16 protein-coding genes are annotated in these 25,036 nt (G+C 62.3%); 10 read left to right on the forward strand and 6 right to left on the reverse strand.

Annotation, left to right across the window (positions count from 1 at the left end; translation table 11 throughout):
* Window positions 1-46 precede the first annotated feature (46 nt).
* The 4 genes from dnaN to gyrB all read left to right on the forward strand — a co-directional run bounded on the left by dnaN (window position 47) and on the right by gyrB (window position 7,610).
* Entirely contained in the window at window positions 47-1,165 is a 1,119-nt protein-coding gene (gene dnaN, locus GGQ85_RS09970; protein ID WP_309774352.1) for a DNA polymerase III subunit beta, read from the forward strand.
* Between the two features lie 166 nt (window positions 1,166-1,331).
* The gene (gene recF, locus GGQ85_RS09975) at window positions 1,332-2,483 is read left to right on the forward strand and encodes a DNA replication/repair protein RecF (RefSeq protein WP_309774353.1); all 1,152 of its coding nucleotides are present in this window, start codon (window positions 1,332-1,334) and stop codon (window positions 2,481-2,483) included.
* Window positions 2,484-2,678: 195 nt separating this feature from the next.
* On the forward strand, window positions 2,679-4,826 hold the full coding sequence (locus GGQ85_RS09980; RefSeq protein WP_309774354.1) for a hypothetical protein: 2,148 nt from the start codon (window positions 2,679-2,681) through the stop codon (window positions 4,824-4,826).
* 342 nt (window positions 4,827-5,168) lie between these two features.
* Complete coding sequence (gene gyrB, locus GGQ85_RS09985; RefSeq protein WP_309774356.1) at window positions 5,169-7,610, forward strand: DNA topoisomerase (ATP-hydrolyzing) subunit B; 2,442 nt, start codon at window positions 5,169-5,171, stop codon at window positions 7,608-7,610.
* Window positions 7,611-7,666: 56 nt separating this feature from the next.
* Here gyrB and GGQ85_RS09990 read toward each other — a convergent pair whose 3' ends face one another.
* Window positions 7,667-8,233, reverse strand: a complete 567-nt coding sequence (locus GGQ85_RS09990; protein ID WP_309774434.1) for a PAN domain-containing protein — start codon at window positions 8,231-8,233, stop codon at window positions 7,667-7,669.
* A gap of 225 nt (window positions 8,234-8,458) precedes the next feature.
* Entirely contained in the window at window positions 8,459-9,829 is a 1,371-nt protein-coding gene (locus GGQ85_RS09995) for a glutamate--cysteine ligase (protein WP_309774357.1), read from the reverse strand.
* Window positions 9,830-10,467: 638 nt separating this feature from the next.
* Here GGQ85_RS09995 and GGQ85_RS10005 point away from each other — a divergent pair.
* From GGQ85_RS10005 to GGQ85_RS10015, 3 genes are all read left to right on the forward strand, one after another.
* The gene (locus GGQ85_RS10005; RefSeq protein WP_309774358.1) at window positions 10,468-13,674 is read left to right on the forward strand and encodes a hypothetical protein; all 3,207 of its coding nucleotides are present in this window, start codon (window positions 10,468-10,470) and stop codon (window positions 13,672-13,674) included.
* 181 nt (window positions 13,675-13,855) lie between these two features.
* On the forward strand, window positions 13,856-14,782 hold the full coding sequence (locus GGQ85_RS10010; RefSeq protein WP_309774360.1) for a sulfite exporter TauE/SafE family protein: 927 nt from the start codon (window positions 13,856-13,858) through the stop codon (window positions 14,780-14,782).
* Window positions 14,783-14,784: 2 nt separating this feature from the next.
* The gene (locus tag GGQ85_RS10015) at window positions 14,785-15,567 is read left to right on the forward strand and encodes a TIGR02186 family protein (RefSeq protein ID WP_374708872.1); all 783 of its coding nucleotides are present in this window, start codon (window positions 14,785-14,787) and stop codon (window positions 15,565-15,567) included.
* A gap of 19 nt (window positions 15,568-15,586) precedes the next feature.
* On the opposite strand, the gene GGQ85_RS10020 is transcribed toward GGQ85_RS10015, so the two are convergent.
* The 3 genes from GGQ85_RS10020 to GGQ85_RS10030 form a co-directional block, all read right to left on the reverse strand.
* A complete protein-coding gene (locus GGQ85_RS10020) occupies window positions 15,587-16,861 on the reverse strand; it encodes an NRAMP family divalent metal transporter (protein WP_309774362.1) in 1,275 nt (424 codons plus the stop codon).
* A 184-nt stretch (window positions 16,862-17,045) separates the two neighbouring features.
* Window positions 17,046-17,786: a ligase-associated DNA damage response endonuclease PdeM gene (pdeM, locus tag GGQ85_RS10025; RefSeq protein WP_309774363.1), complete on the reverse strand. Its 741-nt coding sequence runs from the start codon at window positions 17,784-17,786 to the stop codon at window positions 17,046-17,048.
* 63 nt (window positions 17,787-17,849) lie between these two features.
* Window positions 17,850-20,372 carry a ligase-associated DNA damage response DEXH box helicase gene (locus tag GGQ85_RS10030; RefSeq protein WP_309774364.1) on the reverse strand — a complete coding sequence of 841 codons (2,523 nt, stop codon included), beginning with the start codon at window positions 20,370-20,372 and terminating at the stop codon, window positions 17,850-17,852.
* Window positions 20,373-20,666: 294 nt separating this feature from the next.
* On the opposite strand from GGQ85_RS10030, the gene GGQ85_RS10035 reads away from it, so the two are divergent.
* Complete coding sequence (locus tag GGQ85_RS10035; protein ID WP_309774435.1) at window positions 20,667-22,028, forward strand: outer membrane protein; 1,362 nt, start codon at window positions 20,667-20,669, stop codon at window positions 22,026-22,028.
* A 314-nt stretch (window positions 22,029-22,342) separates the two neighbouring features.
* Here GGQ85_RS10035 and GGQ85_RS10040 read toward each other — a convergent pair whose 3' ends face one another.
* The gene (locus GGQ85_RS10040; RefSeq protein WP_309774365.1) at window positions 22,343-22,570 is read right to left on the reverse strand and encodes a hypothetical protein; all 228 of its coding nucleotides are present in this window, start codon (window positions 22,568-22,570) and stop codon (window positions 22,343-22,345) included.
* 118 nt (window positions 22,571-22,688) lie between these two features.
* On the opposite strand from GGQ85_RS10040, the gene htpX reads away from it, so the two are divergent.
* Window positions 22,689-23,609, forward strand: coding sequence for a zinc metalloprotease HtpX (gene htpX, locus GGQ85_RS10045; protein WP_309774366.1), 921 nt, complete (start codon window positions 22,689-22,691; stop codon window positions 23,607-23,609).
* A gap of 171 nt (window positions 23,610-23,780) precedes the next feature.
* Complete coding sequence (locus tag GGQ85_RS10050) at window positions 23,781-24,863, forward strand: DUF4892 domain-containing protein (RefSeq protein WP_309774367.1); 1,083 nt, start codon at window positions 23,781-23,783, stop codon at window positions 24,861-24,863.
* Window positions 24,864-25,036: the final 173 nt, after the last annotated feature.

A 25,036-nucleotide genomic window follows, 5' to 3' on the forward strand; every position in this document is an offset into this window, starting at 1 on the left:
GCGGCATTTTCAGCACATGACGGGAATTTGATCGGGCGGATTTGCAATGAAGGTCACCGTCGAACGCGCGCAACTGCTGAAATCGCTTAGCCACGTGCATCGCGTGGTCGAACGGCGGAATACGATCCCGATCTTGGGAAACGTGCTGGTTCGCGCCGAAACCGCCAAATTGTCGCTGAAGGCCACCGATCTCGATCTGGAGGTGACGGAAACGCTGGTGGCGGAAACCGGAACCGGCGGCTCGACCACGGTTCCGGCGCACATGTTCTACGACATCGTCCGCAAGCTGCCCGACGGTTCGCAAATCGTGCTGGAAGGCGACGGCGACCGCTCGGTTTTAACCATCCGCGCCGGACGCTCTCGCTTCACCCTGCAGACGCTGCCGGAGAACGATTTCCCGGACCTCGCGGCTGGCGACATGACGCATGCCTTTTCGCTGGCTGCAGCGGACCTGAAACGGCTGATCGATCGTACCCAGTTCGCGATCTCGACCGAAGAGACCCGTTACTATCTCAACGGCATCTACCTGCACGGCGCGGGCAGCGCAAAGAGCGCGACGCTGCGCGGCGTTGCGACCGACGGTCACCGCCTGGCGCAACTCGATCTCGCGCTGCCCAAGGGTGCTGAGGGAATGCCCGGCGTCATCATCCCGCGCAAGACTGTCGGCGAGGTGCAGCGGTTGATCGAGGACAGCGAGGCCGAGATCGGGATCGAATTGTCGCAGGGCAAGATCCGCTTCACCATCGGCCACGTCGTGCTGACCTCCAAGCTGATCGACGGCACCTTCCCGGACTACGGCCGAGTGATCCCGCAGAACAACGATAAGGAACTGGTCGTCGACAAAAAGGACTTCGAGGCCGCGGTCGATCGCGTCTCGACGATTTCCAGTGAGCGCGGCCGCGCCGTGAAGCTGGCGTTATCAGCGGGCAAGCTGGTTCTGTCCGTGACCAACCCCGATTCCGGCAGCGCCACCGAGGAACTCGAGGTCGAATACGCCTCCGACGCACTCGATATCGGATTCAATTCACGCTATCTCCTGGACATCGCCGCGCAAATCGAAGGCGAAGCTGCGGTGCTAAAGCTCGCCGACCCCGGGTCACCAACGCTGGTGCAGGACAGGGATTCCAAGGGCGCGCTCTACGTGCTGATGCCGATGCGGGTGTGATGGCCCTTTAGCCGCACCCGGCGACAACGAACCAACATCAAAGTCACGCCCACGAAGGCGGGCATACAGTATTCCGTTGGACATCCATTGCCCGCATCGCACCTTATGGACGACCGGATCATCGTGCCTTCGCGGATGATGACCGGGGATGTGATAATCGTTGCCCATGATCCCCTCCCGCATTCGCCGTTTGAGCCTCACCCGCTTCCGCAACTACCGCGCCGCGACGTTCGAGACGCATAGCGAGATGGTCGTGCTGGTCGGGCCAAACGGCGCCGGCAAGACCAATTGCCTTGAGGCCGTATCGCTCCTGTCGCCGGGACGCGGATTGCGGCGTGCCACGCGCGAAGACATCGCTGACAACACGGACGACGGCTCCTGGGCGGTGTCGGCCGAGGTGCAGGGCGCGCTCGGTCTTGCGACGCTCGGCACCGGCATCGACGCGCCGAATGATGAAGCCGCACCAAGCGCCCGGCGCTACCGGATCGATCGCGAGCCCGTCGCATCGGCAGCCGCTTTCGGCGACCACCTGCGCATGGTGTGGCTGACGCCTTCGATGGACGGCTTGTTCGCTGGTGCGGCATCGGAACGGCGACGCTTCCTCGACCGCCTGGTGCTGGCGATCGACAACGATCATTCCGGCCGCGTCGCGGCGCTGGAGCGCAGTCTACGCTCGCGCAACCGCCTGCTCGAGATGCGCAACTACGACGATCTCTGGTGCAGCGCCGTCGAACGTGAAACCGCAGAGCTTGCCGTTGCGGTCGCAGCGATGCGCGCACAAACCGTCACTCGCCTTTCCGCCGCATTGGAGGCGCGCGGCGGAGCCTCCTCATTCCCTTCGGCAAGAATCGGTATCGGCGGCTGGATGGAAAACGCCCTGCTCACCGCGCCGGCCACGACAGTGGAAGACCGTTACCGCGAGATCCTGCGCGCGAACCGCGCCCGCGATGCCGCCGCCGGCCGCACGCTCGATGGCCCGCACCTCACCGACCTCGAAGTGATCTATGCGCCCAAGAACATGCCGGCGAAGGACGCCTCCACCGGCGAGCAGAAAGCGCTCTTGATCGGGCTCGTGCTGGCCCATGCGGGTCTCGTGGCCGAGATGACGGGGATCACACCGCTGCTGCTGCTCGACGAGGTGGTGGCGCACCTCGATCCTGACCGCCGCAGCGCGCTGTTCGGCGAACTCAAAGGTCTCGGCGCCCAGGTCTGGATGAGTGGAGCCGACCCGGCCGCGTTCGCCAACGTCGGCGCCGGCAGCGAGATTTTCGACGTCGACTCGGGACGGATCGCCCGCCGGGCACCGGCATCGCTTTGAACCAAAGGTTCATCCTGCACGACTAGAGTTTGTTCAACGGCGTTGAATCAGACTCCATGCTCGTCCTTTTGAACGGGGATGATCCTATCCGAAAATCGGTTCTCATTTTTCGGGACCATGCTCCAGGCTTTGTACGACATCCTGACCGGCGCACTTGCCGCCCGCCCCTTTTGGTGTTTTCCGGAGAGATCAATCATGCCAGCACCGAAATGCCGACCTCACGCGCCGGCACGTCGATACGTTCTGGCTGCATTCTGGCTGGCGTGGATTGCCGGCGCGTCAGTAGCGATGGCGGAGAGCGGCATGGTCGAGGTCAACCAGTTGCCGCGCCTTCCGGACGCGCAGGAAACCACGGACTCGCAACCCGACCGCGTGGTCTACACGGTGCAGGGCGTGGTGCCTTCCACAGTTCAGTCGGTGAAGACTTTGATGACCGACACTGGCTGGATGCAATATGTGCGGCCACTCGAGGAGACGGCGACCGGTCTGCTGTTCAAGAAGGGCGTCCATGGCCTGTCGGTATCCTTCACACAGGCTCTCGGCCGCCCGGACCGATCCGCGGTCCATTACAGCGCCAACCGGATCTACGCCGACATTCCGTTTCCACCGGGAGCAACGGATATCGTCTACGATGAGCGCAGGCCTTACTTCAGCTGCACAGCCCCCGGCAACACCGACGCGAATCTTGATTTCTTCAATCGCGAACTCACCGCAACCGGGTGGACGGCGTTATCCGCCGACGACGCCAAGACGCGCTGGCCGAATGCCGCAATCGACGACAAGATCGACAATGGTGCGCGCGCCCATTTCAGGCGTGACGATCGTGACAGGCAGTTACCGATCATGGTGTTGTTACGGCGACTCGATGACGACAAAACCGCTGTCGACATCAGGATCGCGCCATTTGCCCTGCCGCAGGATCTTCATGCGGGTCCCGATATGGACGGCCTGCCGCGGCCGGACCGTATCATAAACGCCGGAACCACCGGCAACGTGACGTCGGATCACCGGGAGGCGCACGCCACGGTGACCGCCGAGATGCCTGCCGTGCTCGCCTTCTATCGTCGCGAACTGTCCGCGCGTAACTGGAAGGAAGAGGCCAAGGGAGCGATCATCACACCGGACGAGGTGTCGCTCAATTTCACCTCCCCTGAAGAGACGGGCACGCTCAAGCTCGGCCACAAACATGATCTGACCCTCGTCAGCTTCGTCATGCAGGTGACGCCGGCCGCACTGGCCGCCCGGGCGCGCGCGAAAAAGCAGGCCGACGACGATTTCATGAAGGACGCGATGTCGATGGCGACGGAGCTGATCGCAGCCGACAGTGCTCATCGCGCGCAACAATCCGCGAAGCTGTCGGATGCTCCCTTGCATGCGCAGTCGGGCAAGGCCACGCCAATCCCGCTGCCGGAAGGCGCGGAGAATGTCGAGTTCGATGGCTCGGACGGCAAACTCGAGTTCGAATCACAATCGAGTGTGAAAGCGCTTGCAGGTTTTTATCGCAGCGCCCTGAAGCCGCTCGGCTGGAAGGCGCAGCCGTCGGTCATCAACAATCCCAACATGGCCGCGATGCAGTTCTCCAAGGGCGGCAAGGAGATTTCGATCACCGTCATGCAGATGGGCCCGAAAACCAATGTCAGCGCGAACGGTTCGGGTCTCGAGATGGCGAATGCCGACGCCGATGCCACCAATGATCAGTCGGCTGCGAAAGCGGCCCCAAAACCGCTCGAAGCTGAGCCGGATTCCGCGTTGCCGGTCCCGAAGGAACATACCTTGAGTTCCCTCTCAACGGGCAAGCTGCCGGGCAGCGATGCACCGTTCCGCCAGGAACTCGAGGCCAGTATTCCGGCCGATCTGGCTTCCGTGCTTGCCTTCTATCGCGAGGAACTGGGCAAACGCGGATGGAAGGAGTTGCCGGACCGCGCGATCACCCAACCGGATCACGTCCAACTGGCATTCACCTCTCCCGACGGCCCGGCCATGTTGAAGCTCGGCCGCCAGAACGCCGAGACCACCGTCAACCTCGCGCAGAAGATTCCGGCCGCCGCCGCCAAGGGCGAAGTGCTGCCGAAGCCGGGTCAGGCGAGGCTGATGCTGGGCAACATGGGACAATCGGACGCCACCATCACCATCAACAAGCAGACCATCAAACTGGCGGCAGGCGCAGGCGGCCCGCAATCAAGCCAGCATCCCGCGCTCGATTTGCCGCCCGGCAAATACAAGTACGCAACGAAGGTGGCCGGACGCCCCGCCAAGTCGAGTCAGATTGAGTTCGGCGCCGACGATGCCTGGGGCCTGATGCTCGGGCCCGATGGCGATGTGCTGGCGCTGCAGGCTTACTGATGTAAAGCGCATGTCTACGCCGAGGTTCAAACCAGCCAACTGACTTGCTCCTCGGCGACCATCAGTTCGATGTATCGGATCCGCTCCGGATGCGGTTGAGCGGATTGTTATCCGCCGCAATCGGAATGCGGCCTAGCGGCTGTTTTCAGAGTCGCGAATCGCCGTTTTAAGGGCCCCGCGAATCGCCTTTTCCCGTCCTTGAAAAACCGGATAAAAATCACATCTATTCAATAACTTGAAGCGGGTCACTTTGCGCTAGGCGCGGTGCCGCTTTCATGCCAGAAATAGACTTCTCAGCCGCATGTACCGCATATATCTCGGGACACCCTCTGAAGGCCTTTCATGATTGAACCTGCCCGGCAGCAAATTGCCGATACCGAATCTGTCACGCCAATCGAATATGGCGCGGAATCGATCAGGGTTCTCAAGGGCCTCGACGCCGTGCGCAAGCGGCCGGGCATGTATATCGGCGATACCGATGACGGCTCCGGTCTGCACCATATGGTCTATGAAGTAGTCGACAACGCCATCGACGAAGCGCTGGGAGGACATGCCACCGCCGTCGAGGTCATCCTCAACGCCGACAATTCGGTGACCGTACGCGACGACGGTCGCGGCATTCCCGTCGACATTCACAAGGGTGAAGGCGTTTCCGCGGCTGAAGTCATCATGACGCAACTGCACGCCGGCGGAAAATTCGATCAGAATTCCTACAAGGTCTCCGGTGGGTTGCACGGCGTCGGCGTCTCTGTGGTCAACGCGCTCTCCAGCAAGCTGATCCTGCGCATCTGGCGCAAGGACAAGGAACACTTGATCGAATTCGCCCATGGCGATGCGCTGGCGCCGTTGAAAGTCGTCGGCGACGCCGGCGGCAAGCGCGGCACCGAAGTCACCTTTCTCGCGTCGACCGAGACTTTCACCAGCGTCGAATATGATTTCGCCACGCTGGAGCATCGTCTGCGCGAACTCGCGTTTCTGAACTCGGGCGTCAACATCCTGCTCTCGGACATGCGTCACGCCGTCGAGAAGCGCGAGCAGATGATGTACGACGGGGGCGTCACCGAGTTTGTCAAATATCTCGACCGCAACAAGAAAGCGATGGTACCGGATCCGATCATGATCCGCGCCGACATGAACGGGATCAATGTCGAGGCGGCGTTGTGGTGGAACGACAGCTACCACGAGAATGTTCTGTGCTTCACCAATAACATTCCGCAGCGCGACGGCGGCACCCATCTGGCCGGATTCCGCGGCGCGCTGACGCGGCAGGTCAACGGCTATGCCGAAGCCATGGCCAAGAAGGAGAGAATCGCGCTGACCGGCGACGACTGCCGCGAGGGCCTCACCGCGGTGCTTTCGGTGAAAGTGCCGGACCCGAAATTCTCGTCGCAGACCAAGGACAAACTGGTGTCGTCGGAAGTACGGCCCGTGGTCGAGAACGTCATCAATGAGGCGCTCGCCGCCTGGTTCGAGGAACATCCCACCGAGGCGAAGCTCATTGTCGGCAAGGTTGTCGAGGCCGCTGCCGCCCGCGAGGCCGCGCGGAAGGCGCGCGAACTGACACGGCGTAAGGGTGCGCTCGACGTCGCCTCGCTCCCCGGCAAGCTCGCCGACTGCCAGGAACGCGACCCGGCGAAGTCGGAACTGTTCATCGTCGAGGGCGACTCGGCCGGCGGCAGCGCCAAGCAGGGACGCAACCGCGAATTCCAGGCCGTCCTGCCGTTGCGCGGCAAGATCCTGAACGTCGAACGCGCGCGCTTCGACAAGATGCTGTCGTCGGAGCAGATCGGCACGCTGATCACCGCGCTCGGCACCGGCATCGGCCGCGAGGATTTCGATCTCGCGAAGCTGCGCTATCACAAGATCATCGTGATGACCGACGCCGACGTCGACGGCGCGCATATTCGCACGCTGCTGTTGACCTTCTTCTTCCGCCAGATGCCGGCGCTGATCGAGGCCGGCCATCTCTATATCGCACAGCCGCCGCTCTACAAGGTGACCCGCGGCAAGTCCGAGCAATACCTGAAGGACGAGCGGGCGCTGGAGGACTATCTGATCGAGACCGGCCTCGACGACTGCGTGTTCAAGCTCGCCACCGGCGAAAACCGCGGCGGACGCGATCTGCTGGCGCTGGTGGAGGACGCCCGCGTGATCCGGAACGTGCTGCAGAATCTGCATAGCCGTTACAACCGCGAGGTGATCGAGCAGGCGGCGATCGCCGGCGTGATGAATCCGAGGATCACCGAAAATCTGGCCACTGCCAACGCCGCCGCCGATTACATCGCGAAGCGGCTGGACGCGCTCGCCGACGAAGTCGAACGCGGGTGGATCGGCCGCTTTGCGGAAGGTCAGGGCTTTTTCTTCGAGCGCACCGTGCGCGGCGTCAAGGACGTCGCCATCATTGACGACGCGCTGCTTGGCTCGGCCGATGCGCGCAAGCTGGATGAATACGCCGCGAAGCTGCAGGACGCCTATCCGCGGCCCGGCCTCTTGCGCCGAAAGGATACGGAAACCGCAATCCATGGTCCGGTCAGTCTGTTCGAGGCGGTGACCGACTCAGGGCGCAAGGGCGTGGCGCTGCAACGCTACAAAGGCCTCGGCGAGATGAACCCGGACCAGCTCTGGGAAACCACGCTCGACACCGGCGAGCGTACCCTGCTGCAGGTGAAGATCAAGGAGGTCGACGAGGCCGACGACATCTTCACCAAGCTGATGGGCGATGTGGTTGAACCGCGCCGCGAGTTCATCCAGGACAACTCGCTCAGCGCCAATGTGGACGTGTGAATCTGCGGCATCTCAAAAGGCGCGTCCCGGCCCAGCACGGATAGCGATTGCGCGAGCTATCGCACGACACCGGACGTGAATCCGGGTCTACGATGCGGCGGTTTGATTTCCTTTTTCAGGAAGCATCGCGCGGCTTTGCCGGCGTATCCCGGCCGCGCATAGGTCCAGGCCCGGCACTTGCTATCGGTATCGCAGGCATGCCTGCAAATCTGATCGGCGTCGGCTCTATCGTCTTTCTTGACTTCGAAATTGCGATAGTCGCCGCCCGAGCGATCGGTGGAGGTCTCCACCGGGCCGATCCGTCGCTCGATCACGCCCGCGCCGCGAACGCCGGACACGCAACACCGGTTCGCGATCCGCGGCGGTACGGCATTCTTGAGCCAGCACACCGCGGTTTCCGACCGTTCGGTGGGATAGCTGAAACTCCAGGCTCGGCAGTGGCGGTCGCGTTCGCATGCCAAGCCGCAATCGGCCGGATCGCCCGAGCGCAGCGGCGCCCGCAGATAGTCAGCGCCCGGCCGATCGAAATTCGTCTGGGCATAGGCCGGACGCGTCGCCGGAACGGAGATCGACAACAGCCCTGCCAGCAGCGTCAGGCCGACCTTGAATGCATAGACTTTCATCACCTGCCGCAAAACGACGTATCCCGAACAAGGACGTGCGCGGATGGGATTCATTAAATCGCGACCTCGATGTACGTCGGATGAACAATTGCCGCGAAACAACCCGCTGACCCAATGATCCCTCGATTCGGCAGAATCGAATCTCCCACACCCGCAAAGCAAACGGAACGGATTTGTATTTGTCGCCCGTTCCGCCGCCTGTTCGCGACGCGACCCAAGGCTCCTCTAAAAAGCGTATTCGCTATAGGCGGGTTCCACGGACCCAGCCCACGCGCCGTTGAACTTCTCCAGCATCTCCTCTGCCGGAGAGCGGCCCGAATCCAGAATTTGATCGAGCGGCTCCAGATGCCGCGACTCATCGCGACCGAAATGGTCAATACGGCCGCGCCGGCGCAGGCCTCCATGCGCCAGCATAAGGCACTCCTTGGCAATTTCGAACAGATAGTGATTCTTGATCCGAGCCTTGAACCCCAAGCGCGAGACGTCATCGCGCCACGCCTGCCGTTCCTGTGCATTCCAGCGCTTCGCGATGTCCCACGCGGCATCGAGACTGGCGTCGTCATAGAGCAACCCGACCCAAAACGCCGAAAGCGCCGGCAGACGCGTCCAAGGCACGCCGTCGGCGCCGCGCATTTCCAGATACCGCTTGAGCCGTACCTCCGGGAAAATTGTCGACAGATGATTGGCCCAGTCCGAAAGGGTCGGCCGCTCGCCGGGGATGGCCTTATTCCTGCCGTCAAAAAAATCACGAAACGAGGAGCCGGATACGTCGATATAATTTTCGCCGCGCTTGACAAAATACATGGGAACGTCGAGCGCGTAGTCGACCCAGCGTTCGAAACCCATGCCGTCCTCGAACGCCCAGGGGATCATTCCGGCGCGAGCGTTGTCTGTGTCGCGCCAGATTTCCGAACGATACGACAGGAAGCCATTCGGTTTGCCTTCGGTGAACGGAGAATTTGCGAACAGCGCGGTCGCAACCGGCTGCAACGCCACCGACACCCGCAGCTTCTTGACCATGTCGCTTTCGGACGAGAAGTCGAGATTGGTCTGCACCGTGCAGGTTCGAAACATCATGTCGAGGCCGTAGCGGCCGACCTTCGGCATGTAGTCGCGCATGATCCTATAGCGGCCCTTTGGCATCATCGGAATCTGCGCCAGCGACCAAGAAGGCGTCATGCCGAGGCCGAGGAATCCAATACCGAGCGGCGTCGCGATCTCCTTGACCTGCGCCAGATGCGCTGCAAGCTCGGATTGGGTCTGATGCACTGTCTCGACCGGCGCACCCGACAGTTCGAACTGTCCTCCCGGCTCCAGTGAAATCGCACCACCCCCGGTGACGTCATAAAGACCGATGATGTTGCCCTGCTCCATGATCGGCTCCCAGCCGAGCAGCAGTTGCATACCTTCGAGCAAGGCGCCGATGCCGCGCGACCCTTCGTAAGGCACCGGGTCGTGGCCCTGAAGCGTGAACGGAGTTTTCTCGTGCTCGGTGCCGATGCGGAATTCGGACGAAGGCTTCGCGCCTGCCTCCAGCCAAGCCACGAGTTCGTCGCGCGATTGCAGCGGCGTCATATCGATCTGGTCACGCGCCATGAAAGATCCCGATGCGGGGCGTTGCGATCGAGCGCACGCGGTGTCGGTTTAGAAGAGTATCGAGCCGTGGCCCGCAATCGCGAAAGATGAAAGAGACATCATCGCGCGGACGCACCGTCTCTCACTGCAAGCGCCTGAGCCTCATTGCAGGAACAACCGGGCCGGTCAAGCAGCCCGCAAAGCATTGCGGCGTCAACCGAGAGTTTGGAGCCGACTTGCCGCTCGACCACCGCCAGAATTCTGACGGACCAAGCTCGTGGTCGCTGACTATTCGTTTGCGATGCAAAAGGTAGAGCTTGCTTACGAATCGGCTCGGCTTAAATGACCTGACGGCTCCGGAATGCTTGGAAATAATCAGAGCACCATCACGAAAACCCGGTCGCACGGTAGAACCGAAACACAGCAATCTTAAGTTGTATAAATAAAAACTATGCACGCTTAAGGTGTTGATCCTGCACGTCACAGTCTCAAAATGACAGTTTTGGCGAGCAGCGCCCAAGTCTTTAACTCCTTGTTTACCGTAACACGAAAAGGTTGAGCCTCGAGGGCGGGACCCGCGCCGGTTTGGAATTGTCTTATTCCAGACAGGCTCTGGGAACGTGAGGGCGCATCTTGCGCGGTCGACACTGGACGAAAGCATGAATTCGCGTGGATCGTCGAGCGACGACGGAATCGAACCATCCGATCGCGAGGGTGCGGACGCTGCCGCGCGGTCCGCCGGCGTATCCCGCGACGACGGGCTCAGCCCCGACGCTGGCGGTTTCATACCGGATCCAACGCAGCCGGTAGTCTCGAGCCAGGATGACCGCGACATGGCGGACATTCATCAGCGGCTGGATTCCATCACGCGCCAGATCGATCAGTTGTCGAGCCCGGCCGCAAACGGCGAACCCGCGGTCGCCCGCCAGCTCAACGATGCCATTTCGCGGCTCGATGCTCGGCTCGCCCGAGTCGCCGTCCAGACACCCACAGAGAATACGCAGCAACACGCCTACAGGGCCGATCGAGGCGTAGCCGAGGTTTATAATCGATCGCCATCACCGGAGCCTGTCACGCTCGAAGTTGCGATAGCGGAAGTCATCGCGCGCCAGCACGAACTCGATGAGACTTCACGCGCGTCGTCCTCTTACAGCTCAGCACCTGCAGCCTCAGCGATGAGAACACCGCGACCGGCGGCGGATTTCTCCGGCCTCGAACGGCAACTGTTCAAAATCACGAGCCAGATCGAATCGTTGCAACGCCCGGACGGGATCGAGCAGTCGATCGCCGCATTCCGCATCGAGCTGGCCGGTCTCCGTCATGTCATTACCGAAGCTATGCCGCGTCGTGCCATCGAGCCGATCGAAAACGAGATTCGTTTACTTTCGCGGCGCATCGACGAGGTCCGTCAGAACGGCAGCGATGGTCAGGCGCTGTCGAATATCGAACGCTCCCTCAATGAAATCTACGACGCGCTGCGATCGCTGAAACCGGCGGAACAGCTCGCAGGATTTGACGACGCGATTCGCAATCTCGGCAGCAAGATCGATACGATCGTGCGCGGCGATACCGGAGCGATGCAGCAGCTCGAGAACGCAATCGGCGCGCTTCGCGGCATCGTTTCCAACGTTGCCTCCAATGACGCGTTGGTGCGGCTCAGCGACGAACTCAACATGCTGTCGTCTAAAGTCGATCAGCTCGGCCGATCTAAGAGCCACGGTGATTCTTTCTCCGCGCTCGAACAGCGCGTGGCCGCACTGACGGAGACCCTCGAAAACCGCGAAAGCCCGGCCTCGGGCAGCAGTTCCGAACAACTTGAGGAGGCGGTGCGGGCGCTGTCCGAGCGTCTCGACCGGCTGCCGGCCGGCCACGACTCGTCCTCGGCGCTGGCGCACCTCGAACAGCGGGTCTCATTGCTGCTCGAACGCCTGGAGGCCGCCGGCGAACATTCAGGACCCAATCTTGGTCGCGTCGAGGAAGGTTTGCAGGACATTCTGCAATATCTGGAACGGCAGCAGGCCGGTCTGGCGGCGCTGGCCGAGAACGGTCCACGAAGCGCCGGCCCGACCATGGACAGCGAGGTCGTCGAGGCGATCAAGCGCGAACTGTCCGAGATGCGCTTCTGCCAATCGGAAAGCGACCGTCATACCCAGGACTCGCTCGAGGCCGTTCACAACACGCTCGAGCATGTCGTTGACCGGCTGGCGATGATCGAAAGCGACCTTCGCGCGGTTCGCGCCCAGCCCGTCCGGGCCGAGCCGTCCCACGACGGGATGCCGAAACAGACGACAACAGGTCTGCCGCCCAAGCCCGAATTGCCGAACCCCGTGTTGTCGCAGATGGCCACACAGTCCGCTCCGGCCGTCACCGCAACAGCGGCGCCGATCCCGCCGCGCACGGTGGGTGAAGTCCTGATTCCGAGAGACACTTTCGATCCCGCGCGAGTTCCGCAATCCGCAACCACGCGGCCGCCGCAACCGCGCCCCGCGATTGATCCGGATCTGCCACCTGATCACCCGCTGGAGCCCGGCACCCGTACGACAGAACCCGCAGCTTCGTCGTCAGAGCGCATCGCAGCCTCCAAAAGCGTAATCGACGACATTGCCGCCGCGCTAGAACAATCGGGTTCAACAAATTTCATTGCCGCCGCGCGCCGCGCCGCTCAGGCAGCAGCCGCCACGGCGCCGTCGCCCGACAAGGCTGGCCGAACCAAGATCGCCATCGAACCAGCCCGTCCTGCCACAGGCGGATCCGGCATCACCTCCAATATCCGCTCGCTGCTCGTCGGAGCGAGCGTGGTGGTCATCGTTCTCAGCAGTTTCAAGTTCGCGATAACACTGCTCGACAGCTCTCCGCGCGAGACCCTCAGCAAGAGCAGCCCAGCTGCTCCCGTGACGAAGCCGTCAGCCGACGCCGACGCCGGACCCGGCACTGAAACTCCGCCATCGCCGTCGATGATCGCGCCCACGCCGATCGACCGCCACTCGATGATTGCACCGTCGGCCGGCGACAGTGCGGCTCCGACCGCAGACCCGTCAGATGCGGCGCCTGCGAGCCAGCCGGAGTCCACATCCGCCGACGACGTCACCGGTACGGTCCCGGACGCACACACGCTCGAACCGGCTGCAACTCCGCCTTCCGAATCACTCCCCGAGAGCATCGGCGGCGCTACGCTGCGCACCGCCGCGCTCCATGGTGACGCCGCGGCCGCATTCGAAGTCGGCGTTCGCTATGCCGAAGGCAAAGGCGTCACGATCAATTACGACGAGGCCGCGAAGTGGTACGAACGCGCGGCGCATGCCGGCATCGTGCCTGCCATGTTTAGGCTCGGCACCCTGCACGAAAAGGGGCTCGGCGCGAGTAAGGACGTCGATACGGCGCGGCGTTATTATATGCAGGCGGCCGACCGAGGCAACGCCAAGGCGATGCATAACCTCGCCGTGCTCGATGCCGATGGCGGCGGCAAGGGCGCCAACTACACGAGCGCGGCGCAATGGTTTCACAAGGCGGCCGAGCGGGGAATAGCCGACAGCCAATTCAATCTCGGTATTCTTTATGCCCGTGGCATTGGCGTCGAACAGAATCTCGCGAAATCGTACAAGTGGTTCAGCCTCGCCGCCGCACAAGGCGACGTGGATTCAGGTCGCAAGCGCGACGAGGTCGCCAAGCGACTCGATCCGCAGTCGCTCGCTGCGGCCAAGCTGGCGGTTCAAACGTTCGCGCCCACGCCTCAGCCCAACGATGCCGTCAACGTTCCAAGTCCTACCGGCGGATGGGACAGCGCGACCGCAAAGCCCCACGCCAAAGCCGCGCCGCGCAAGTCCGCGACTGCGAATCCGACGATAGCGCGGAATATCGCGCGTTAATCCAGATTCATCAACTTCGGGTGTAACGGCGGAGCAGCAGGCCCGGCCGTCATCAATTCTTTAACCCCGGCCGCCGATGATTTCGGCTATGCAGGGGTGCGGCTCGCGGCCGTGCCGCGACTGAAGGTCCAAGCTGCGAAAGGCGCCGGCCAGCCAGCAGCCAAATCCGAAGACAACGCGCGTGCAGCTTTATCTCCCGATCGCCGATATTCCGGTCAACGTGTTCCTCATCCTGGCGATGGGGGCAGCTGTGGGGTTCGTATCGGGGATGTTCGGCATCGGGGGAGGCTTCCTGATGACACCGCTGCTGATCTTTGTCGGCATCGCCCCGGCGGTTGCCGTTGCAACGGTCACAAGCCACATCGCGGCCTCATCTTTCTCCGGAGCGCTGTCCTACTGGCGCAAGCGGGCTGTTGATCCGATGCTCGCGCTGGTGCTGCTGAGCGGCGGCATTGTCGGAACCATATTCGGGGTCTGGACCTTCACGCGTCTGCGCTCGCTAGGACAACTCGATCTTTTGATCGCACTCTCCTACGTTGTGCTGCTGTCCGGCGTCGGCGCGGCGATGTCCTGGGAAGGGCTACGCGCCATGCTTCGGGCCCGCAAAGGAGGGACCCTTCCGCTGCGCCGCTCGGGCGGCCATGGCTGGGTCCACGGCCTGCCGCTGAAAATCCGGTTCAAGCGCTCCAAGATTTACCTTTCGGCCATTCCGGTGATCGTCATCGGCCTCTTGATCGGCTTCATCGGTGCGATCATGGGCATCGGCGGAGGCTTCATTCTGGTGCCGCTGCTGATCTACCTGCTGCGCGTACCGACGTCGACTGTGATCGGCACCTCCATGATGCTCACACTCATCACCATGACGTTCGCCACGGTGCTGCACGCCGCCACCAACCATCTCGTCGACGCTGTGCTGGCATTGATCCTGATGACCGGCGGTGTGACCGGCGCACAATTCGGCGCACGCGCCGGCCAGCGCATCCGGGGCGAACACCTTCGGTTACTGCTCGGGCTGTTGATTCTGGCGGTCGGTGTTCGCTTCGCGATCGAACTGGGTATCCGACCTACTGATCTCTACGCCGTCCGCGAAGCGACGGGCGGCATATGAGGATGCGCGCAACATGGTCGGCCGGACTTGCGCTGTTGCTATGGGTCATGCTCGGCGCGGACGATGCGCGCGCCGAGCACCTTATCGTCTCCGTATCGAACCATCGCGTCACCGTCACGCCGAACTATTCCGGCGAGGAACTGGTGCTGTTCGGCTCGATCGAGCGTGACGGCGGTGCGCCGCTTCCGTCCGCCGGCTACAATCTCGTCGTAACTGTCAGCGGCCCTCCCGCAGACATGATCACGCGCCGCAAGGAGCGGTGGTTCGGCATCTGGGTGAACGCCAGTTCCCGGCAATTCCTCCAGGTTCCGGCCTATCTTGCGGTGTTCGCCGACCGGCCGCTGGACAAGATCGCCGCGCCGGACATCCTGCGCCAGCAGCGACTCGGACTGAACAACGTGCTGCTGACGCAGCGCGTCGGTCCCGACTACGCCGACGTGCTACCGAGCGATCCGTTCCGGCGCGCCTTCATAAGGCTGCGAAGCGAACAAGGGCTGTACCGCGAGAACACCTCGGCCGTGACTTTCCTGACCCCGACCCTGTTTCGTACCGGCATCCCGCTCCCGGCAGAGGTGCCGATTGGCACCTACACCATCGGAATCAAGCTGCTTGCCGGTGGCACGCTGATCGCAAAGACCGATACGGCGTTCGAAATCGTCAAGGTCGGTTTCGAGCAGTTCGTGGCCACCGCCGCCAAACAACACGGCCTGGTTTACGGCGTGGCGACGGCGCTTATGGCGTTGATGGCCGGCTGGATGGCATCGATCGTTTTCCGCAGAGATTGAGGGTCTTGGAGTCATATCCCTATAGCGCCCATGCGATCGCCATCGCCACTACACCGAACGCCATTATGGCGGTGGCGAGCCAACCGAGCCAATACAGCGGCCCCCCTACCCTAAAGTTGCCCATGATCTCGTGGTGCCGCGCCACCAACATCAGCAGCACCATCACGGGCACCGCAAGCACACCGTTGATAACCGCGCTCCAGTAGAGCGCCTGGATGGGGTCTATGGGAGTGAAATTGAGGACAATTCCGATCGCCGCCGACAACGCCAGCACCGCGTAGAACGCAGCAGCCTCCTTTGGCTTGCGCGCCAGCCCGACCGGCCATCGTCGCCCCTCGCCAACGGCATAGGCCGCCGAACCCGCCAGCACCGGAATCGCCAGCAACCCGGTGCCGACAATGCCGAGCGCGAAAATCACTTCCGCGAACCGGCCCGCAATCGGCCGCAAGGCTTCTGCGGCCTGGGCCGATGTCTGGATGTCGGTCTTGCCGGTGGCATGGAAAGTCGCGGCGGCGGTGAGAATGATCGCGATCGCGATCAAGCTGGAGAAGGCCATCCCGACGATGGTATCGGCGCGGATGCGGTGGAATTCCTTTTGCGCGCCGTGATGCCTTTGGATCAGGGGTCGTTTTCGGGCATCGACACGCTGGTCTTCCGCTTCCTGCGAGGCCTGCCAGAAGAACAGATACGGCGAAATCGTCGTGCCGAGAATGGCCACGATGGTGGTGAGAAACGGCGCGCTGAACTCGACGCGCGGAATCAGCAATCCCGCAACCGCCTCACCCCAGGAGACATGCGCGACCGCGAGCGCGGCGACATAGGCGAACAGGCTCAGTGTCAGCCACTTCAGAACAGCGACATAGCGCGCGTAATCAAGAAAGATCTGCGCCACGACCGAGGTGATGCCGAACAGCAGCACGTAGGCAAAGGCTGGACCGCCGAACAGCAGCCTGGACGCATCCGCCATGGCGCCAAGGTCGGCGGCAACGTTGATGGTGTTAGCGATAAACAGCAGCGAGACGATGCCGTTCAGCAGGCTTGCGGGATAGTGGCGGCAGACGTTGCCAGCGATGCCGTGCCCGGTGACGCAACCAACCCGCGCGGAAATCTCCTGAATCGCTGCCATCAGGGGAAACGTCAGCAGCATCGTCCAGCTTGCTCCGTAGCCGAGCTGCGCACCCGTCTGGCTGTAGGTGCCGATGCCGGACGGATCATCGTCCGCGGCCCCGGTGATAAGGCCCGGCCCGAGCGTTTTGAAGACATCACGAAACGGCCGTAAAGGCGCACCTTTCATAGGTGGCTCGTTCCGGCGTCCACTTTCCATGTTATCCGCGCGTTGTCGCTCTTGAATGTGTGTCTTAGCTCCGACCGCGTTGACAACACGGACCGGCCGGTTCCGGTTCCCCGTCCGTCTGACGCCGCCGACGGCGAACGAGCGCCGCGCGGCATTGTCCGAGTGAAATGAGCCGCGGCGGCTTTCAACAGCAGCGCGAGGCCGCGATCGCATGCATGTGGGCATAGCCGAGCACGTGCGCGGTGAAATCGGCCGAGAAGATTTTGGCGAACGCTCTGTCTCGGATGCTCAAGCCTCCCGCATAGGCGCCAAACGCCGGCATCACCATGCGCGCGCCATCGCTGGCGAAACAACGCCGCTCTATCGAACGACCCCGCGTCGAAACCCGCGCCTTGGGATGCAGATGACCTGCGATTTCGCCGAAAGCGCCGGTCGGCTCATGGCGGAATACGATCTCACCCATCGCAACTTCTTCGGCGACAACGCCCCCGAGATCGGATGGCAACGCCGGATCGTGATTGCCCGAAATCCAGATCCAGTCGCGGCGCGCCTGCATAGCCGAAAGCGCCTCGCGGTCCGGTGCGGACAGGCGTTCATGCGCTTGGCTATCATGAAAGCTGTCGCCCAGCGCGATCACCGTACGCGGATCGAACCGTGCGACGACCGCGGCGAGACGACCGAGCGTCGCGACCGTATCGTAAGGCGGCAGCAGTACGCCACGCATGGCAAAACTCGAGCCCTTTTCGAGATGCAGGTCGGAGACGACCAGCAAGCGTTCCCGTTCCCAGAACAGCGCGCCCGAAAGATCAGCCAGAAATTCGACGCCGCCGACAAGCACGGTCGCGCGGAACGGGACGTCGTTGATCGCAAGCACGCTCAAGAGATGATCCGAATCGGAAAGAGGCTCGTTGCTTTCATAGATCATGCGAACGATCTTCCGAAAAGAGCGGCGGCCATGGGAACAAGGCAAATATGGACCGCGAGGGCATCACCGCTCCATCGCCTCCTTGACGAGATCTTCGGCCGCTTCCGCGAGCAACTCGTCGGACGCCTCGCCATAAACCGCCTCGCGGCCGATTTCCAGCATCACCGGAACCGCCAGTGGCGAAATGCGATCGAGCGGCTTATGGGTAATCCGGCCTTTGATCCGCGCCAGCATATCGCTCAGGCGGCGGATATCCAGCAGTCCGGTCGCAGCGTCGGCGCGGGCCGCTCGCAGCAGCACATGATCGGGTTGATGCTTGCGCAGCACATCGTAAACAAGATCGGTCGAGAACAAGACCTGCCGTCGGCTCTTTTCCGCCCCGGTGAAACGGCGGGCGATCAGGCCCGAAATGATTGCGCAATTGCGGAAGGTGCGCTTCATCAACGCGGATTCCGCAAGCCATGCCTCGAGATCATCACCCAGCATGTCCGGATCAAACAACGCATCGAGATCGAACCGGCGCTGCCGGATCATCGACGAAGCGTCCCCCAGCATCCAGATCGCGAGCGCATACTCGTTGGCGACAAAGCCAAGCGGTCGCGCACGCGCACGCTCCAATCGCCGCGTCAGCAACATGCCGAGAGTCTGGTGCGCAAGCCGGCCTTCGAACGGATAACAGACCAGATAATGCTTGTCGGCGCGCGGAAAGGTTTCAACGATCATCTCGCGCGCATGCGGCACACGCGAAAAATGTGACTGCAGCATCAACCATTCGCGCACCTGTTCCGGCAGGCCGCGCCATGCGCGCTTGTCGTCGAGCAGGTTGCGAACCCGCTCGGCCAGATAGGTCGAGAGCGGAAACTTGCCGCCCATGTAGGACGGCACCTTCGGGCTCTCGTCATTGGCACGCGAAACATAGACCTGATCCTCGGACAGCGCCTCGTAACGCACAATCTCGCCGCCGAACACGAAGGTGTCGCCGGCAACCAGGCCTTCGATGAAATATTCTTCGATCTCACCTAACATGCGGCCGCCGCGCGCGATCGCGCCAGTCGAACCGGAACCGCCGTGCCGCAAACGCACCAGCCTCACCTTCAGCATCGCCTCCTCGACGATGGTGCCGACGTTGAGGCGGTAGCTTTGTTTTACCTTCGGATTGGCGACGCGCCAGCGCCCCTCTTTGTCCTGCCGGATGCGGGCAAATCGTTCGTAGCTCTTCAGCGCATAGCCGCCGGTGGCGACGAAATCGATCACGCCGTCGAAATCAGCACGCGTCAGCGCCGCATAGGGTATGGCGGTTCGCACCTCGTCATAAAGCTCATCGGCGCGGAACGGCTCGCCGCAGGCGCAGCCCAGAACATGCTGCGCGAGCACATCGAGCGCACCGGAGCGCAACGGCGGCGTGTCCTGCGCATTTTCGTTAACCGCATCAATGGCGGCGCGGCATTCCAGCACTTCGAACCGATTAGCCGGCACTAAAACTGCGCGCGAGGCTTCATCAAGACGGTGATTGGCGCGGCCGATCCGCTGCATCAGCCGCGAGGCACCCTTGGGCGCACCGATATTGATGACGAGATCGACGTCGCCCCAGTCGACGCCAAGATCCAGGGACGACGTGCAGACCACCCCGCGAAGCCGGCCATCCGTCATCGCCTGCTCCACCTTGCGGCGCTGCGCGACGTCGAGCGAGCCGTGATGCAGCGCGATGGCGAGACCGTCGTCGTTGATGCGCCAGAGATCCTGAAACAACATCTCGGCCTGGCTCCGGGTGTTGACGAACACCAGCGTGGTCCTGTTGCGCCTGATGAGATCGTAGATTTCAGTCAACGCATGACGCGCCGAATGTCCCGCCCACGGCAGCCGTTCGCTGGTGTCCAGCATCTCGACAATTGGAGCGGCTGCGCCTTCGGCCTCGACAATGTCAGCCGAAACGGCCTTGCCTTCGAGCTGCGGCACCAGGAATCGCGCCAGCGACTCCGGTTCGGCCACCGTCGCCGACAAGCCGATCGTACGCATTCGCGGAGCGAGCAGCCACAGCCGGGCGAGCGCCAGTGACAACAGATCGCCTCGTTTCGAGGTCACCAGCGCGTGCAGTTCATCGAGCACAACGCGCCGCAACGACGAAAAAAGAAACGGCGCATCGTCCGACGCCAGCAGAAGCGCGATCTGTTCAGGAGTGGTCAGCAGGATGTCCGGCGGATAACGCCGCTGTCGCTGCCGGCGTGACACCGGCGTATCGCCGGTGCGGGTCTCGACCCGGATCGGCAGACTCATCTCGGTGATCGGGGTTTCCAGATTGCGGGCGATATCGACCGCCAGCGCTTTCAGTGGAGAAATATAGAGGGTGTGAAGGTGCCTTCCCTCTCCCGCAAGGGGAGAGGGAGAAGAGATGTCCACCAGCGTGGGCAGAAATCCGGCCAGCGTCTTGCCCGCGCCGGTGGGGGCGATCAGCAGCGCCGAACGGCCGGCACGGGCCTTTCGCAGCAACGCCAGTTGGTGGGCACGCGGCGACCATCCCCGCGCCGCAAACCAGCGCAGAAAGCCGTCAGGCAGCAAGGGCTGCTTTTCGCGATCAGCGATTCCCACGCTCCGAGAAGGTAGGCCGTCCCGCCTGTCCGGTCGAGTTGGCGGGGATCGAAAGCGAATCAGCATCCCCCCGCAAACGGTCGGAGTGGGGTTCAGCGCGGCTTGGGAGGCGCGGACAAGCCGCGATAGGGTCCGGCATTGTTATGCCAGATGCTGATTTTGATGCTGATTTTGCAAGGTTTTCGCCGTCACCACATCATTCCCTATCAGGTGTGGCTACCGAACCACAGACAAGTTTCCCGCCGAAGCGTACAGTCTTGCGGTCATTTGCAGTCGGGGACCATCATAATGAAAATGAAAAAAATTCTGCTCGGCGTTCTGCTGGCCAGCACCGCGATGAGCGCCCAGGCGGCGGATCTTGCACCGCGGCCCTACACCAAGGCTCCGCCGATGGCTCCGGTCTATGACTGGACTGGCCTTTACTTCGGCGTGAACGCCGGCCTCGGGGTTGGTCGCAATCAAACCGTGCATAATTTTGGTCCCCCCGGGGCAATTTCGACGCATCTGCAGCCGCTCGGCGCGGTTGGCGGCGGCCAGATCGGCTACAATTGGCAGACCAATTCGTTCCTGGGCCCGATCGTATTCGGCGTCGAAGCTGACCTCCAAGGCGCCGACATGACCGACACCCGGACCAACTTTGTCGGCGCGCTCCAGTACAATCAGAGACTCAACTGGTTCGGCACGGCGCGCGGCCGCGTCGGTCTGGTTAACGGTCCGATGATGACCTACCTAACCGGCGGTTGGGCCTACGGTAACGTTGGCACCACAGTCATTCAAGGTGGCGTGCCGTCCGCGTTCGGCGGCGGACGCAGCGGCTGGACCTGGGGCAGCGGCGTCGAAGCCGCGCTCGGCGGCAACTGGACCGGCAAGATCGAGTACCTTTATCTCGATCTGGGTAACCAAGCCTTCGCCGGTCTTCCCGGTCAGGCGCTGCGTTCCGAGTTGCACGAGAATATCTTCCGCGCCGGCGTGAACTATCGCATCGGCGGCCCCGGCAGCCCGTACGTACCGACAGTCACGGCAAATTGGAACGGCCTGTATATCGGCGGCAATGCCGGCGGCGGACTCGGTCGCAACCGCAACACCATCTCCGATGCGGCTGGAAATCCGCTCGCCCGATTCAATCTCGCGCCCAGCGGCTTCATCGGCGGCGGCCAGATCGGCTACAACTGGCAGGCTGGCAACATCGTCTTTGGCCTCGAGACCGACTTCCAGGGCTCGACCCTGGAGGATAATAAGACCTGCTTCGGCTGCGTGCCGGGGGCCTCTGTCGATTTCAATTCGAAGCTACAGTGGTTTGGCACCGCGCGCGGCCGCCTCGGCTACGCCATCGGACCCTCGATGTTCTACGCGACCGGCGGTTTCGCCTATGGCAACGTCAAGACTGCGCTCAACAATTTTAGCTTCTCCAACACCCGCACCGGCTACACCGTGGGCGGTGGCATCGAGACGCCGCTTCCCATCGTGAACCTGTTCGGCGGCCCCCTGTTCGGGCCGAACTGGACCTCAACGACGGAATATCTCTACGTCGACCTCGGCCGTTCACGATTCAATATCGGTGGCGGGCCGTTCGTAATGAGCACCGGCGCGGAGGAGCACATCTTCCGCACCGGCCTGAACTATCACTTCAATACGCCGACGGTCGCGAACTACTGATCGGAAAAGGCCAGGGTTTCAAAGTCCTGGTCTGGCGGAATAAATCTTGGGGGAGTGGGCAAGAAAGCCGCATCGCATCGCGATGCGGCTTTCTTCATGAACCGGTCGCGAGCGAAGTGGAATCCGGTTCGCGTGAAAAAAACGCGTCAAATCAAAGACTCTAGCCAGGCAGCGCTCTTGCTCCGCGATCGAAGCTCTGCCGATGCGCTGTCCTTGCGCAAGGCCTTGATCGTAATGTGCGGCACGGTACGGGTCCGGCCAAAGGCAGTCCGTTATTCGGCGGAAGCGGAAATAGTCCTCGCGCCATAACCCCATCACCTGATCCAAGCCCCTTTGGGGCCGACCTTCTCGCCATTACCGAGTCCGATCACGCCGTCCGTTTCGGGACCGCGACCTTCGAGCTTGTCGCTCCGGATCTCGCCGGATGACTCGGAGCTTCGGAGCGCTGGAACGGCGACGTTTCTGGTCCTGGAATTGGCGGGAGCGTCGCAGGCCATGCCTATGCCGATCCTGAACCAGATTTGGCCAGCTAATCGCTTCATAGAAGAAAAATCGATCTATCTGGCGCCGCGACGGGCCGCCGCACTTGCGCGCCCTGATACGCAATTCCCATGTTCTGGATGCCGGCCACCAAATCCGGTGAGGGTTTCGAGAGGTTTAATGAACTATTTCCGTACTGCGATCCTGCTGGCGGGGCTCACCGGCCTGTTCATGGGCGTGGGCTATTTGATCGGCGGCGCCAGCGGCGCGACGATAGCGCTCGTCGTCGCCGCCGCGACCAATATCTTCGCTTATTGGAACTCCGACCGCATGGTGTTGTCGATGTACGGCGCACATGAGGCCGATGCCGGCACCGCGCCAGACCTGCACCGGCTGGTGTCCGAGCTTGCTGCGCGTGCCAGCCTGCCGATGCCGCGCGTGTTCGTGATGGACAATCCGCAGCCCAACGCTTTTGCCACCGGCCGCAATCCGGAGAATGCCGCCGTGGCGGTGACGACGGGACTGATGCAGTCGCTCAGCCGCGAGGAACTGGCCGGCGTGATCGCGCATGAACTTGCGCATATCAAACATCACGACACGTTGCTGATGACCATTACCGCGACCTTCGCGGGCGCGATCTCGATGCTGGCGCAGTTCGGCATGTTCTTCGGTGGTAACCGCGACAACAACGGCCCCGGTATCATCGGCTCGCTGGCGATGATGATCCTCGCGCCGCTCGGAGCCATGCTGGTGCAAATGGCGATCAGCCGCACCCGCGAATACGCCGCCGACGAGATGGGCGCGCGCATCTGCGGCCAGCCGATGTGGCTCGCTTCGGCACTGGCCAAGATCGACAATGCCGCGCATCAGATCCCAAACATGGAGGCGGAGCGCGTGCCCGCGACCGCGCACATGTTCATCATCAACCCACTGTCGGGACACGGTATGGATAACCTGTTCGCGACTCATCCCTCGACCGAAAACCGCATCGCCGCATTGCAGAAGCTCGCCGGGCAGTCCGGCGAAGGTCTTGCCCGCCGCGCGGCGCCCGACTCCCGCGGCCCCTGGAACAGTGGCCCTCGCCGGGGTCCGTGGGGTTAAGGAGCCGCAGTCCGTCAAGTATTGAGCAACGGTAATCAGCGCCCCGTCGGGCGAGTCCGACGGCGCACGTCCATCGACTCCTTTTCCCCAGCGATCCTTCGACGCGATAGTCCCTTGTCAGAGAACAGCCAATCGGCTTGGTGTGATGCTTTGCCATGGAGATTTCATAGAATGCTCAAGCAGATTGCCATGCTGACTGTTGCGATCGGTTTATTCGGTGCGACCACGGCTCGCGCCGACGCTATCATTCCAACCAAGGATATTGCCGGCGCCAGGGATAACGCGCTGCTGAAGCGTTACGACGGCTCGTTCATCGTGAGCTATGAGCGCCTCGCCTTCACCGATTTCAAAGTGCCGCTGTCAAGGCTTGAGAAGGCGGGCGACGATCAGCGCGATCGGATGAACAATCAGGTGTTCAAACCGAAAAAGGAAATCGAAATCGAGGGCGCGCGCACTCGTATTGCCTATCTGCTACCGGCCGGACGCTCGCCGCTGGAGGTGTTGCGCAACTATCAGGACGTCGTGAAGGAGGCCGGTGGCGAAATCCTCTACACTTGCAAGAAGGAAGAATGCGGCGGCGATCCCGAGCGCTCCAGCGAGGGCGGCGGCGACGAAATGAGTCTCATGATGTATTTCGTTTACGCAAACCAGCTGAAGGACGCCGACTTTTCAAACGGCAAATGCGCGCTGACATCCCATGTCGACGATCAGCGGTTCTTCGCTGCGAAGATCCCGCAAGGCGGCGGCGATGCCTATGTCACCGTGCAAACCTTTCAGGTCGAGGACAACCTGTACTGCAAGGCATTTAATGAACGAACCGTGGCGCTGGTCCATATCGTCGAACCCAAGCCCCGCGAGCAGAAGATGGTCGTGGTTAAGGCCGAGGAGATGGCGCGGAGCATCGGTACGACCGGCCGAGTCGCGCTCTACGGCATCTTCTTCGACACCGACAAAGCCGAGCTCAAACCCGAGTCCGGCCCCACGCTGGCCGAGATCGCAGGTCTGCTCAAGAACGACCCGAAGCTCGCAGTGCTGATCGTCGGCCACACCGACAATCAGGGCGCGTTCGACCACAACCTCGACCTGTCGCGGCGCCGGGCCGAGGCGGTAGTGAAGGTGTTGGCGGCAAACCACGGGATCGATCCGAAGCGGCTGCGCGCAGCCGGCGTCGGCATGATGGCGCCCGCCGCCTCGAATGACGCCGACGACGGCCGAGCCAGGAATCGCCGGGTGGAAGTGGTCAAGCTGAACTGACGGCTGTCCGCCGCGAGAGCGGGGCGCGACGTCGGCTCCGGGGGCGCCGGCGTCACATCCGCAAAAAAATAATTGGAACCAAAGGGAGGGACAGCGCGTTCTGTGCCGATTGTGACCCGGTATGCGGCGTCATTGGGGTCACCCCTCCCGACGGGCTACCTAACAAAACTTGT

Source organism: Nitrobacter vulgaris, from assembly GCF_031453995.1.
In the GTDB taxonomy this organism is placed as follows: Bacteria; Pseudomonadota; Alphaproteobacteria; order Rhizobiales; family Xanthobacteraceae; genus Nitrobacter; species Nitrobacter vulgaris.

Coding starts and splice junctions, on each gene's coding strand:
- dnaN (WP_309774352.1), top strand. CDS start 47: ATGAAGGTCACCGTCGAACGCGCGCAACTGCTGAAATCGCTTAGCCAC.
- recF (WP_309774353.1), top strand. CDS start 1,332: ATGATCCCCTCCCGCATTCGCCGTTTGAGCCTCACCCGCTTCCGCAAC.
- GGQ85_RS09980 (WP_309774354.1), top strand. CDS start 2,679: ATGCCAGCACCGAAATGCCGACCTCACGCGCCGGCACGTCGATACGTT.
- gyrB (WP_309774356.1), top strand. CDS start 5,169: ATGATTGAACCTGCCCGGCAGCAAATTGCCGATACCGAATCTGTCACG.
- GGQ85_RS09990 (WP_309774434.1), bottom strand. CDS start 8,233: ATGAAAGTCTATGCATTCAAGGTCGGCCTGACGCTGCTGGCAGGGCTG.
- GGQ85_RS09995 (WP_309774357.1), bottom strand. CDS start 9,829: ATGGCGCGTGACCAGATCGATATGACGCCGCTGCAATCGCGCGACGAA.
- GGQ85_RS10005 (WP_309774358.1), top strand. CDS start 10,468: ATGAATTCGCGTGGATCGTCGAGCGACGACGGAATCGAACCATCCGAT.
- GGQ85_RS10015 (WP_374708872.1), top strand. CDS start 14,785: ATGCGCGCAACATGGTCGGCCGGACTTGCGCTGTTGCTATGGGTCATG.
- GGQ85_RS10020 (WP_309774362.1), bottom strand. CDS start 16,861: ATGAAAGGTGCGCCTTTACGGCCGTTTCGTGATGTCTTCAAAACGCTC.
- pdeM (WP_309774363.1), bottom strand. CDS start 17,786: ATGATCTATGAAAGCAACGAGCCTCTTTCCGATTCGGATCATCTCTTG.
- GGQ85_RS10035 (WP_309774435.1), top strand. CDS start 20,667: ATGAAAAAAATTCTGCTCGGCGTTCTGCTGGCCAGCACCGCGATGAGC.
- GGQ85_RS10040 (WP_309774365.1), bottom strand. CDS start 22,570: ATGAAGCGATTAGCTGGCCAAATCTGGTTCAGGATCGGCATAGGCATG.
- htpX (WP_309774366.1), top strand. CDS start 22,689: ATGAACTATTTCCGTACTGCGATCCTGCTGGCGGGGCTCACCGGCCTG.
- GGQ85_RS10050 (WP_309774367.1), top strand. CDS start 23,781: ATGCTCAAGCAGATTGCCATGCTGACTGTTGCGATCGGTTTATTCGGT.